We start from the raw sequence: 12,368 nt of genomic DNA, 5'->3' as shown, positions 1-12,368 counted from the left end.
TGCCGTTAATTTGAACATACTAACCGACAGTAACTTCCCAATATTTTTTAGTGGTGCACTATTGATGGCGATGATTGCCACTTTATTTGCCGTTAAAAATGCCAGTATTAAATTTAGCTATTTATGCACAGCAGCTGTTGGTTTGGCTATTTTGAGTACGGGCGCAGCTTGGCTTGTCATTTTACTTGCCTTTGGATTTTGCTTTCATTTATGGCAAGCCTTTGAGCGAAATAATTGGAGCATGATTATTACCAGCTCAATGGCTGGTCTTTTATTTGTTGTTCTATTTTCAGCTCATTTATTATTGGAAGTTCCGTTATTTTGGGTTGTGTTAGCAATATTATTATTAGCTATTGTTGGCTTTTTAAATGACGAAAGCGCTGAAATAGAAGTCGTGATAGAGCCAGAACCTACAGGTGATACATTTATAGAAGAGTCTCCGCTTTCGGTTTTTGCAGATAGAAAACAGTTACGCCAAGGTTACTATGCATGGTGCGACAACAAGCAAGTAAGTGCAGCGTTAATCGTTATTCGTCTTGAAGGATTTGAGCAAGTTAACCAGCATATAGGACGTGACTTTGGCGATATACTTTTAGCACAATCGGCTAATCGAATAAAAGAACTGCTTTCAAGTGACGAAATAGTGACTTTAGTTGGGCAAGAAAAGCTAGCCCACTTAGGGGGCCTTAACTTTGCATTTATTTGTAGTTTCGCGAATCAAAAACATTTACATGAGTTGGTTATTGAACAAATACTGGGTGCAACACTTAAGCCATTTAATGTTGCTAACTGCACTGTAGAGGTAAAAGCGAGGGCGAGTTATGTTGATTGTAATGAGCAAGACAATAACTTTGATAATTTAATATCGTACGCATACCTAGCACTCGATAGCCACCCAAATCGCAAGGTTGTGCCTTATCATCAACAAATGATGATTGAACTGCGAGAGCAACAAGCGCGACTAAAAGAATTAGCAAATATTGATTTTTCGAGCGAATTAGAACTCTATTTTCAACCTATAATTTGTAACGAAAACGGTCAAATTGAGTTTTTAGAATTACTACTGCGTTGGCAGCACCCTAAGCAAGGAATTTTATCTGCTAATCGTTTTATTGACGACATAAGAATAGCAGGGCTTGGTTACCCACTTGCTAAATTTGTAATGGAGAGAGCCGCTGAGCTTGCAATGGCGCTTAGAGTAGAAGGTATTTCCATACCGCTTAGCATTAATGTATTTGGCCCTGAAATGTTAAATGAAGAGTTTGTTGAATTTGTTGATGTTGTTATAAATGAACATCACTTAGAGGCGGGAGACTTGATTGTTGAATGCCCTTTACATATTTTTGCTGGTTTAGATGACAAAGGTCGAGGCATGATCGCAAGGCTTAATAACATAGGCTTAAAAGTATGTGTGGATGGACTTGGTGATAACCCGGTACTACTTTCTAAGTTACCAAGTTTAGCGGTTGAGTATATTAAGGTTTCACCTTCACTTACCGCTGACTTTAGTAATCAAAACAATATACGCAGTTTAGTTGGTGGAATGGTTGATATGCATAGCCAACAAAAAACAAAAGTAATTTTCGAAGGAGTAGAAACACTTGAGCAACTTAAGTTTGTAAAAAGCTTAAAAGGTTATGCTGCCCAAGGTTATTACTTTGGTCACCCGCTAAGTAGTATCGGTTTAATGAGCTGGCTAAAAGAGTGGCGATCGGTTCAACAACGTTAAGTGCTTTCTTTGGCTTGTAGGTAGCTATTTACAAGTGCACTAATCACTTGCCCTACATGGGCAGCTCCGGCCTCAACTCCGTTAGGATGCTGGTTAGGCGCTGCTTCACATAAGTGTAAGTACTTAGAGTGCCGGTGGCTTGCAGCTAAATGCACAAAGTGCTCAGTGTCACTCACACTAAATCCGCAATATGTATACGCACTAACTGGCATATAAGTAATACTATCTAAATCAACTTCAACACCCAGTGGTAAATCATTAAAATTACTTAGTGCATTTTCAATTGCCTGCGTTAGTGTAATTTTTCGCTTAACTTGTATAGATTGATAGCTATCAAACTTAAAGTTAGCTTCACTCATTGCATCTATAATTACTTGATTATTTTTTAATTCATGTAAGCCAATAACATGGTAATTACTTAGATGTTGCTCGTTATACGCGTAGCGAAAACCATTACCACTATGGCGACCTTCACATTCTCTAAAATCGGCATGAGGGTCAAAATTGATAGCATTAACAGGCGTGTTTTTTGACTTACTTAGCGCGCGAATAATACCTAAGCAATTATTGTGACCTCCGCCAATGACGATTGGCTCAAGCCCTGCTTTAAAAATAAGGCTTAATACTGATTCTACGCGTTCATCAAGTTGTTGGCATAAATCTCGTAATTGAGTTAACTGCTGGGCTTGCTGATTATTAAGTTGGTTGCTTTGCGCCATTAAATCATCAGTATTTACTTTACCCAATAAAAGTACTTTTTGAGTGGCAATAAATTGATTATGAGGTTGGTTTAAAAAACGTTTTAAAAAAGCAGACCATGCTTCGTTTGCACCGCCATTTCCTAAATTTGCTTTTGGGCCAATATCTTCGCAAATACCAAGAAGTACGTAGCGAATGCCAAATTGAGCTGCGTCAATAAGTGCTTGTTGCAGGTTTACTTGAGTGTCTAGCAAGGCCATTGATTGCCATGCTTTTTTTTCATTTACGCGGCTAGAGCAAAGTGCTCTAACCGCGCTTTCATCATATACTTTTAAATGGGAGGTCACGTTATACTTCTACAACTTCCAATTCTAATTCTTCTGCAGATAAAACAATGCCAGTACTATCAGCATAAATAAAGTCATCATCAAAAAATGATACACCGGCAAAGTTAACGCCTATAGCATCCTCGCCAGCACCTTCACTGTCAGCTGCAACAGGGATAGAAGCAATTGCTTGAATGCCTAAATCAAGTTCTTCAAGCTCATCAACGTGGCGTACTGCACCGTAAACAACAATACCATTCCAGTTATTTTCAAGTGCAAGTTCGGCCAATTCAATATCAATAAGTGCACGGCGAGTTGAGCCACCACCGTCAATAAGAAGCACTAAGTCTGTACCGTCTTGAGAAAGTAATTCGCGGATCAGTTCATTATTTTCAAAACATTTAACCGTTTTAATGCGGCCACCAAAGCTGTGTCGACCACCAAAGTTGATGAACATTGGCTCTAGCACGTCAACCACATCAGCAAAGTGGTCACATAAATCAGAAGTGCTGTAATCCATTATTTTATCCTCAAAAGGTACATTAATTTATACCTCAGTATACCCTCCTTATAAGCAATAACAACGACTTAATCGCAGTAAATTTAGACAAAACAAGCGCTAAATCATTAATCGCAATAATAGTGTCTTAAAAGCGTCACTCAATTGTTATTTACAACACATAAGCTAAATCGGTGTTCATATATTATGCAATGAGGGGGAAGTGATGGATAACAATAATATGTTTAAAAGGGCAGCTCTGCTAGATGAGCAATTATTTTTAACTCTGTTTAATTGCAACTCACCGAAGTGGTTTAAAACAATGGCGTTTGGATTATCAAAAAGCGGTGATGGTGGACTTTACATACTTGTGTGTTTGGCGGTGTGGTGGCTTAGTAATAATGAGCAGCAACAATTATTACCTGTAACGATATTAGTTGGTTTTGCTTTAGAAAGGCCCATTTACTTACTGGCCAAAAATAGATTTGCCCGCATCCGTCCATGCGACTGCTTAGTAACAAATGCTTACATAGTACCAAGTGATAAATTTAGTTTGCCCTCGGGCCACAGCGCTGCAGCGTTCTTAGTTGCGATTATACTAAGTCACTTTTTCCCTGAATATATATGGCTACTACTTAGTTGGGCTGCTGGTGTGGCTATTTCTCGTGTTGTATTAGGCGTACACTTTCCTGCTGATATTATTATAGGTGCTATTATTGGCAGTGTTTGTGGCTTATTCGCATTAGCGCTCTTGGTATCTGTATGAAAATATTGTATGGAGTGCAGGGTACCGGTAATGGTCATATAACGCGGGCTAGGGTTATGGCAAGCTGCTTTAATAAACTTGGTATTGATGTTGATTATGTGTTTTCAGGGCGAGCAAATAAAGATTACTTTGATATGCACGAATTCTCAGATTATAAAGCGTATCGGGGCTTATCGTTTAGTACTGAAAATGGACAAGTCAAAAATTTAAAAACACTTAAAAACATGCGGGTTTGTAAGCTGGTGAGTGATATAAAATCGCTTGATATAAAACAGTACGATTTTGTACTTAACGACTTTGAGCCAGTCACAGCATGGGCTGCAAAACGGGCCGATATACCCGTTATCGGTATTAGTCACCAAGCCGCATTTTTGTCAGAAAACGTACCTATATTTGGTCGTGGTGTACTTAGAAAATCGCTCATCAAGCTTTATGCACCAGCATCTACCTACTTAGGCGTACACTGGAAGCCATTTGCAAATAATATAATCCCGCCTTTTATTGCTCATCATAATCATGAGAATCCTGTTGCGGTACTAAATAAGGTATTGGTATATTTACCGTTTGAAAACTTAGATAGCGTTGTTGATTACTTAAAAGACTTTCCCGAAAAAGAATTTTATTGTTATCACCCAAATGCCTGCAATCAGTCTTTTGGACATATACATTTGCGAGTCCCCTCACGTTCTGGTTTTTTAAATGACTTAGCAAACACGAGTGGCGTTATTGGTAATGCTGGGTTTGAGCTTGCCAGTGAAGCGCTTAAGTTAGGTAAGAAGTTACTATTAAAGCCTTTAGATGGGCAGTTTGAGCAAACCGCAAATGCGCAAACTTTGTTTGTCATGGGCATGGCGCATGTTATGAGCTATTTAAACCCGCAAGCCCTTGATGACTGGAATAGCGCCCCGCAAAATAAGCAAATAAATTACCCTAGCGACCCAGCGCCATTAATTGATTGGTTGTTAAAAAAGCAGTGGCATAACACTCAATTACTTCATAATAATTTGTGGGAAAATGTGCATATCTAACTTCTACTTTAGAGAGCCTCTCATAACTCATAACTCATAACTCATAACTCATAATTCAATAAAAATAAAAAATGTATTACCTATTATTAAGTTATAATAATGTAGCGTATAAATTATAGGGAATTGGCATGCGGTTTTTAGAAAATTTAACAATTAAGCGACGTTTACAATTAAACTCAGTTGTAGTGGGTTTAGCTATGTTACTGCTTTTATTCGTGATCATGTATGAGTCGCGAACAACAATGGCTTTAAATAATACAGTGCAATTAGCCCAAGAGCTTAATATGCATGAATTAGAGCTTCGGAAGCATGAAAAAAACTTTTTATTTTATAAACAAGAAGATGCACTCACTACATTCGAGAAAGAATATAGCATATTGCTTCAAAAGTTAGATCAATTAGAAGCATCAATGAACCAACTTAGTATGGTTGAAGATATAAGCAAAGTAGAACAATTTGAAACGTTTTTGAAAGCCTATAAAAACGATTTTGATAATGTGGTTTTATTACAAAAAAAAATAGGATTAAACCCAAAAGATGCGTTATATGGCAAGCTTAGAAATGCAGTGCATCAAGTAGAAGAATTATTAAATACACAGAATGACTTTCAATTAATAACGTTAATGTTGCAGCTTAGACGCTCAGAAAAAGACTTTATGCTTCGTTTTGATACAAAGTACTTAGCGCGCTTTAATGATGACCTAGAAAGCTTACAATCAAAACTGGCGAACTCAACAGTAAACAATAATACAAAAAATGATTTAAATAACTTACTTTCAACGTATCAAAATGCATTTAAAACGTTAGTCGAAGCGCAGGTGGAACTTGGTTTGGATCTTGATTCAGGCGCATTAGGTGCAATGCGTTCAAGTGTTGATAAGAGCGATTCAGTCGTGACTCAGGTAGTAAAAAGTACGAAATTAAAAGTGCAAACAAGCGTATCGCAAGCAAAAACGTTAGCCGTTAGTATTTTTATAATTGCAGGTATTATTGTATTGGTATTAGTTTATTTTACTAGCCGTTCTATAATTATTCCAATTGAGCGCGTTTATCACACCATCAATAATATTCGCCGCAGTAATGATTTAAGGATCACGATCGAAGAAACAGGTAAAGATGAAATTACCATTATGAGTGCTGATTTTAACAGCTTAATTGGTGATTTTAATAACTTAATCAACGAAGTGAATGGCGCATTAAGTACGTTAAACATTGCAACAGAACATTTATCAAGAAGTACTACCGAAACAAGCTCTGGCATGCAAGAGCAATTAGAAGAGGCTGATATGGTTGCAACTGCAGCGACTGAAATGCAAGCAACTATCCAAGACATTTCACAAAATACAGAAGCAGCAGCAAAAAAAGCAGAATCTACTAATATAAGCGCGCAGCAAGGTCGTGCTGAAGTCGAAAACACAATTAAGCATATTAGAGGGTTATCGGACTCGTTAGATAATGCATCAACTGTTGTATCTCAGCTTGAGAAAGACGGTGAAACGATCGGATCTGTGCTTGATGTTATTCGCTCAATTGCAGATCAGACTAACTTACTCGCACTAAACGCAGCAATTGAAGCCGCTAGAGCTGGTGAGTATGGCAGAGGCTTTGCAGTTGTTGCTGATGAAGTGCGAACGCTTGCACAGCGCACACAGGAGTCAACAAGTGAAATTGAAAGTATAATAAATACACTACAACAGCGAACTCAGGAAGTTGTCAGTATTATGCTTGATTGTCGAACGCAAGGCGATGAAAGTGCATCACAGGCTACGAAAACTGGGGCGTTACTGGGTTCAATTACAGATGATGTAAAAACTATCATGGAAATGAGTACGCAAATTGCCGTAGCAATTGAGCAGCAAAGCCAAGTTGCTTCAGAGGTGAATAAAAACGTTGTTCGGATCCGTGATATTGCACAAACGGCATCAGGGAATGCTGAAAGTAATGCACAAACAAGCGTAGAAGTATCAGAGCAGGCGCGTGTTTTATTTACTGCTATCGATAAGTTTAAAGTGTAATACTGCTAAAAGTGACCAATAAAGTTTAAGGGATGAACTTTATTGGTACACTGTCTTTGCTTTGCTCGTGCTCAGCTACGCGTGCTGAATATTTATCGCTTAATGTTTCTTGCTGCGCTTGTAGTTTTTCAAAGTAACTCCAACTGAACAGTCCACTATTGTGACCATCATCGAAATCTAAACGCAGTGCATAATGCCCAACAGGAACTATGTTTTTTATACCGACTGATTGCTTATTTAAAACCAGTTTCATAGGGCCAGAGCCATGACCTTGTACTTCAGCAGAGGGGGAGTGAACGCGTAAAAATTCACAGCTAAATACTGCTTGGCTATCGTCGTCAAAGTAAACATCTAGGTTTTTACTCACTCTGTGGTAATGCACTTTTGTTACGTGTTTCATTTTTTATCTCATTAAAAAGCCCCCATGCGGAGGCTTTTAGTATAACGTTTATATTCGTTTTATAGAATAAAGCGACTTAAGTCTTCATCTTCAACAAGCGCACCTAGATGTTTCTCAACATAAGCGGCGTCTATGACAAGCGATGAACCTGCGTTTTCAGAAGCATCGTATGAAATTTCTTCCATCAATCTTTCCATCACAGTATGTAAGCGACGAGCACCGATGTTTTCGGTTTTCTCGTTAACTTGCCACGCAGCCTTAGCAATACGCTCAATAGCATCATCACTAAACTCAATCGTTACTTGCTCAGTTTTAAGGAGCTCTCGTTGTTGCTCAGTAAGCGATGCATGCGGCTCTGTAAGAATACGTTTAAAGTCATCAGCAGTTAGTGGTTCAAGTTCTACTCGAATCGGTAAACGACCTTGTAGCTCAGGGATCATGTCTGATGGTTTAGACATTTGGAACGCACCAGAGGCAATAAATAACATGTGGTCTGTTTTAACCATACCGTGTTTAGTGTTTACTGTTGAGCCTTCGATTAGCGGTAGTAAGTCGCGCTGAACACCTTCTCGGCTCACATCAGGGCCTGAAGAATCACCACGTTTACAAATTTTGTCTATTTCATCAATAAACACAATACCGTTTTGCTCTACTGCAAAAATAGCTTGTTCTTTTAGCTCTTCAGGGTTTACTAATTTAGCGGCTTCTTCTTCCGTTAATAGTTTGAAGGCTTCTTTGATTTTTAACTTACGTTTAGTGCGTTTATCGCCGCCCATATTTTGAAACATGCTTTGTAACTGGTTGGTCATATCTTCCATACCAGGAGGCGCCATAATTTCTACGTTTGATTGAGCTTGCGCTAAGTCAATCTCAATTTCTTTATCATCTAATTGGCCTTCACGTAATTTTTTACGAAATGCTTGGCGAGTAGATGAAGTATCGTCGCGTTGGCTTTCGCCATATTGATCTTTAGCAGGGGGTAAAAGTGCATCTAAAATACGCTCTTCTGCTGCTTCTTCGGCGCGATGTTTAAACTTTTTAGTTTGTTGCTCGCGAGTCATTTTAATTGAAACATCAACGAGGTCACGTATGATTGTATCTACTTCTTTACCAACATAACCAACTTCAGTGAACTTAGTCGCTTCTACTTTAATGAACGGTGCGTTAGCTAGTTTTGCTAAACGGCGGGCAATTTCTGTTTTACCTACGCCTGTTGGACCAATCATTAATATATTTTTTGGGGTTACTTCACTGCGTAAATCTTCATTTAATTGCATGCGGCGCCAGCGATTACGAAGCGCAATAGCGACTGCTTTTTTAGCTTTAGCCTGACCTATAATATGCTGATCTAGCTCGTGAACAATTTCTCTTGGGGTCATATCAGACATAATAGTTCCTATTATAATTCTTCGATTGTTTGGAAGTTATTAGTAAATACGCAGATGTTGCCTGCAATAGTTAAGCTTTTCTCTACTATTTCACGAGCGCTTAAATCTGTATTTTCTAAAAGGGCGGTTGCAGCTGATTGCGCAAAGTTACCACCACTACCAATTGCAATTAAATCGTTTTCTGGCTGAACTACATCACCATTACCGGTAATAATTAAAGAGGCTGTTTCGTCTGCTACGGCTAGCAGCGCTTCGAGTTTTCGAAGTGCACGGTCACTTCGCCAATCTTTAGCCATTTCTACAGCGGCTTTAGTTAGGTTACCTTGGTGCATTTCTAATTTGCTTTCAAAACGTTCGAAAAGAGTGAAGGCATCAGCAGTACCGCCGGCAAAACCAGCGATTACTTTGCCATTATAAAGACGTCGAACTTTGCGGGCGTTGCCCTTCATTACGGTGTTACCAAGTGAAACTTGGCCATCGCCGCCAATTACAACTTTGTCGCCGCGGCGAACACTTACGATTGTAGTCATGTTATTCCTCATCATCGAGCTGCAGAGGCAACTCGTAAAAAACGATTATGATGAGGTTATATGGGTGAATGGTTTATTTTCAAGTCCAGCCCCAAATTCCGCAGCCGACTATTTTTACACGTTTAAGTTTGTTTTTATCGCTTTCGGCTTGGCGTTTGGTTTTATAAGGGCCTAAACGTACTTTATACCAAGTACCATTGCTGCCTTCAGCCTGTTTTATCTCAGAAATGAGCCCTGCAAATGCGATTTTAGCTTTTAACGATTCAGCTTGTGCATGAGTTCTGAACGAACCGCATTGCATAACATAAGGACCTTTTTGCTCAAGTTCTTTTACTTCAACTTGAATCTCGTGGTTTCTAATTTCTTTAATAAATTCCGGTGTACGTGGAATAACAACTTCTACTTTTGCGGGTGCAGTGGGGTTAGCTTGTTTTTCGACAAGTTTTGGATCGGCATTACTTTTTATAAACCATAGTGTGTAGGCAAAACCGCCTACAAGTAAGATGGCTATAACGGCTAAAAGAATAGGAAATGGTTTTTTAGCGGGTGCGTTTTTTTTACTGTTTCTGCCTGCAGGCTTTTTATTAATATAATCGTGCTGTGCCATGGTGTTATTTTGGCCTTAACCTAAATCATGTCTATAGGGTCTACGTCTAAGCTCCAGCGTACTTTTTGTGCAAGTTTACTGGTACTTAAATAATCAACCATTTGCGCAAGGTACCGATGTAATATGCGACGATCTTGCGCTTGAATATGCAATTGAAAACGATACATACCTGCGACTCTTTCAAGTGGGGCAGGGATCGGACCGAGCAATTGTATACCAGATACCCCATTCACAGGAACCAAATCCGTCAAAAAATCGACTACTAGTTTAATACTATGTCCTTGTGCACGCACAATGGCCATATTTGTAATGGGCGGTAAGTCAGCATCATCGCGCTCACTCAGTGCAAAGCGGGCAAAGTCTTGGTAACCATTATTAACTAAGTCTTGCAAAAGAGGGTGTTCTGGAAAGTGTGTTTGTAATAACACTTGACCAGGCTCTCCTGAACGTCCAGCACGCCCCGCTACTTGGGTGACTAATTGCGCTAAATGTTCTGTTGCTCTAAAGTCGCATGAGTATAAGCCGCTATCTACATCTAAAATTATAACAAGGCTCACATCTGCAAAGTGATGGCCTTTGGCAAGCATTTGTGTGCCCACTAAAATGCGTGCGCCCCCTAGGTTTATTTCATCAAGTGCTTTTTCAAGGCTACCTTTACGGCGAGTTGAATCGCGGTCTATACGAGTAACGGGTGTATCAGGGAACTCGGTCGATAAAAACTCTTCAATTTGCTCTGTGCCTTTACCGTTAGGAAATATTTGCGTACTTCCACAGTCAGGGCATTGGTGAGGGACAGGGTACTGGTCGCCACAGTGATGACAGATCATTTGCCCAATCGCTTTATGAAATGTAGCGCTGGTACTGCATCGTTTACACTCGCTCAACCAACCGCACTCATGGCAAATAAGGGTGGGTGAGAAACCTCGGCGATTTAAAAATACCATAACTTGTTTACCGCGATTTAAGTGCTGACGCATAGTAGCAAGGCTTGCATGTGCAATACCTGCTTGGTCGGGCTGACCTTTCATATCGAGTAACTTAAACTGGTTGTCAGTCGCTGTTTGTGCACGCTCGGTTAAACTTAATAGCTGGTATTTGTTATTAATTGCTTTGTGTAGTGTTTCAAGCGCGGGTGTGGCGCTGCCTAATATAAGCGGAATTTTATGCTGAAAAGCTCTGTAAGCGGCTAAATCACGAGCATGGTAACGAAGGGTATCTTGCTGTTTAAATGACGAGTCGTGTTCTTCATCAACAACAATCATACCGAGTTTTAAAAATGGCAGAAAAATACTCGAACGTGTGCCAATAACTATCGCACAACTGCCTTTTTCGCAAAAACGCCATGTTTGTAAACGTTCGTTGTCGGTAAGTGCTGAGTGCCAAAGCATAATGGGTGTATCAGGAAAGCGGCGGCGAAAACGGTTTACGGTTTGTGGTGTTAGGCCGATTTCGGGCACGAGTACGAGGGCTTGCTCGCCACGTTTGAGTACTTCTTCTAGGCACTGTAAATACACTTCGGTTTTACCGCTGCCCGTTACGCCTTCTAATAAGAAGCAGCTAAAGCCAGTACTTTGATTTATAGCTGTGCAAGCAACCGCTTGTTCTTTATTAAGCACTGGTTTACTACCAACGGTTGGAGCAACACTTTGCCATTGGTTATCGTGCTCAATAGTTTGTGTTATGAGTTCTTTATCTATTAGGCTATCTATTGTTTTTTTACTAAAGCCCAGTGCTTTTAACTCAGTTAATGATGACTTACCTGATTGCGATAACTGCTTTAATAGGTTGAGCTGTGTTTTAGCTTTTAATGACGGTACTTTTGCACCTTTTTCTGTCAGGGCAACCATATTAATACTGGTTTTATCAGGCGATTCACCTTGGCGAAGTGCGCTAGGTAGCGCTATATGAATAGTTTCGCCTAATGGATAGCAATAATAGCGGGCAGTAAAGCTAAGGAGTTCTAAATGCTGGGCACTTAAAATAGGGGCGTCGTCTATTACCTCTATAATATTTTTAATTTTATTTAAAGGGATGTCGGTACTGCTTTTAATACCCAAAACAACCGCTACTTTTTTTTGATTACCAAAAGGTACCAAAACCCGTATGCCAGGTAGTAAAGGAGTTGATAAGCCACTGAGCTGTTCTTCTATTTTATAATCAAAGGTGCGTGGAAGCGGAACTTTAATAGCAACTTCAACAAAACTCATAACAACTCAACCCGTAAAATTAATGCTGTAATGTACTAAAAATAACGCTAAAAACCTACTAGCAATAGCGCTTGAGACAGAGATTGTTCACTTTTTTGGCAAAAATATAAATAAATACTTGTGTGGGGGGAGGTTGTTGGATAAAATCCGCCACCAACAAATTTGTTTTAACGA

General features: G+C 39.5%; 11 protein-coding genes. 4 read left to right on the top strand and 7 right to left on the bottom strand.

Annotated features, from left to right (window positions below):
• Positions 1-64: 64 nt before the first annotated feature.
• Positions 65-1,729, top strand: a complete 1,665-nt coding sequence (locus GQR54_RS13310) for a GGDEF domain-containing phosphodiesterase (RefSeq protein ID WP_166378262.1) — start codon at positions 65-67, stop codon at positions 1,727-1,729.
• Here GQR54_RS13310 and GQR54_RS13305 read toward each other — a convergent pair.
• A complete protein-coding gene (locus GQR54_RS13305) occupies positions 1,726-2,775 on the bottom strand; it encodes a formimidoylglutamase (RefSeq protein WP_166378218.1) in 1,050 nt (349 codons plus the stop codon). The genes GQR54_RS13310 and GQR54_RS13305 overlap by 4 nt on opposite strands.
• A 1-nt stretch (position 2,776) precedes the next feature.
• Positions 2,777-3,274: a ribonuclease E activity regulator RraA gene (gene rraA, locus GQR54_RS13300; protein ID WP_002959955.1), complete on the bottom strand. Its 498-nt coding sequence runs from the start codon at positions 3,272-3,274 to the stop codon at positions 2,777-2,779.
• A 205-nt stretch (positions 3,275-3,479) separates the two neighbouring features.
• Between rraA and GQR54_RS13295 the strand changes: the two genes are divergently transcribed.
• From GQR54_RS13295 to GQR54_RS13285, 3 genes are all read left to right on the top strand, one after another.
• Positions 3,480-4,019, top strand: coding sequence for a phosphatase PAP2 family protein (locus GQR54_RS13295; RefSeq protein WP_166378216.1), 540 nt, complete (start codon positions 3,480-3,482; stop codon positions 4,017-4,019).
• Positions 4,016-5,047: an MJ1255/VC2487 family glycosyltransferase gene (locus GQR54_RS13290; protein WP_166378214.1), complete on the top strand. Its 1,032-nt coding sequence runs from the start codon at positions 4,016-4,018 to the stop codon at positions 5,045-5,047. Before GQR54_RS13295 ends, GQR54_RS13290 begins: the two co-directional genes overlap by 4 nt.
• A gap of 128 nt (positions 5,048-5,175) precedes the next feature.
• Positions 5,176-7,062, top strand: a complete 1,887-nt coding sequence (locus GQR54_RS13285; protein WP_166378212.1) for a HAMP domain-containing methyl-accepting chemotaxis protein — start codon at positions 5,176-5,178, stop codon at positions 7,060-7,062.
• Positions 7,063-7,087: 25 nt separating this feature from the next.
• On the opposite strand, the gene GQR54_RS13280 is transcribed toward GQR54_RS13285, so the two are convergent.
• The 5 genes from GQR54_RS13280 to priA all read right to left on the bottom strand — a co-directional run bounded on the left by GQR54_RS13280 (position 7,088) and on the right by priA (position 12,194).
• Positions 7,088-7,462, bottom strand: coding sequence for a gamma-butyrobetaine hydroxylase-like domain-containing protein (locus GQR54_RS13280; RefSeq protein ID WP_166378210.1), 375 nt, complete (start codon positions 7,460-7,462; stop codon positions 7,088-7,090).
• 59 nt (positions 7,463-7,521) lie between these two features.
• Positions 7,522-8,850, bottom strand: coding sequence for an HslU--HslV peptidase ATPase subunit (gene hslU / locus GQR54_RS13275; protein ID WP_166378208.1), 1,329 nt, complete (start codon positions 8,848-8,850; stop codon positions 7,522-7,524).
• An 11-nt stretch (positions 8,851-8,861) separates the two neighbouring features.
• Complete coding sequence (gene hslV / locus GQR54_RS13270; protein ID WP_002958366.1) at positions 8,862-9,380, bottom strand: ATP-dependent protease subunit HslV; 519 nt, start codon at positions 9,378-9,380, stop codon at positions 8,862-8,864.
• Between the two features lie 79 nt (positions 9,381-9,459).
• Entirely contained in the window at positions 9,460-9,987 is a 528-nt protein-coding gene (locus tag GQR54_RS13265; RefSeq protein ID WP_007582031.1) for an SPOR domain-containing protein, read from the bottom strand.
• Between the two features lie 20 nt (positions 9,988-10,007).
• A complete protein-coding gene (priA, locus tag GQR54_RS13260) occupies positions 10,008-12,194 on the bottom strand; it encodes a primosomal protein N' (RefSeq protein WP_166378206.1) in 2,187 nt (728 codons plus the stop codon).
• Between the last annotated feature and the right edge of the window lie 174 nt (positions 12,195-12,368).

It is taken from the genome of Pseudoalteromonas sp. Z9A4, assembly GCF_011378845.1.
In the GTDB taxonomy this organism is placed as follows: domain Bacteria; phylum Pseudomonadota; class Gammaproteobacteria; order Enterobacterales; family Alteromonadaceae; genus Pseudoalteromonas; species Pseudoalteromonas arctica.
Note: the sequence above shows the minus strand (reverse complement) of the source record. Positions and strands in the feature narration are given on the sequence as shown.

Coding starts and splice junctions, on each gene's coding strand:
- GQR54_RS13280 (WP_166378210.1), bottom strand. CDS start 7,462: ATGAAACACGTAACAAAAGTGCATTACCACAGAGTGAGTAAAAACCTA.
- GQR54_RS13285 (WP_166378212.1), top strand. CDS start 5,176: ATGCGGTTTTTAGAAAATTTAACAATTAAGCGACGTTTACAATTAAAC.
- GQR54_RS13290 (WP_166378214.1), top strand. CDS start 4,016: ATGAAAATATTGTATGGAGTGCAGGGTACCGGTAATGGTCATATAACG.
- hslV (WP_002958366.1), bottom strand. CDS start 9,380: ATGACTACAATCGTAAGTGTTCGCCGCGGCGACAAAGTTGTAATTGGC.
- rraA (WP_002959955.1), bottom strand. CDS start 3,274: ATGGATTACAGCACTTCTGATTTATGTGACCACTTTGCTGATGTGGTT.
- GQR54_RS13310 (WP_166378262.1), top strand. CDS start 65: ATGGCGATGATTGCCACTTTATTTGCCGTTAAAAATGCCAGTATTAAA.
- GQR54_RS13295 (WP_166378216.1), top strand. CDS start 3,480: ATGGATAACAATAATATGTTTAAAAGGGCAGCTCTGCTAGATGAGCAA.
- GQR54_RS13265 (WP_007582031.1), bottom strand. CDS start 9,987: ATGGCACAGCACGATTATATTAATAAAAAGCCTGCAGGCAGAAACAGT.
- priA (WP_166378206.1), bottom strand. CDS start 12,194: ATGAGTTTTGTTGAAGTTGCTATTAAAGTTCCGCTTCCACGCACCTTT.
- hslU (WP_166378208.1), bottom strand. CDS start 8,850: ATGTCTGATATGACCCCAAGAGAAATTGTTCACGAGCTAGATCAGCAT.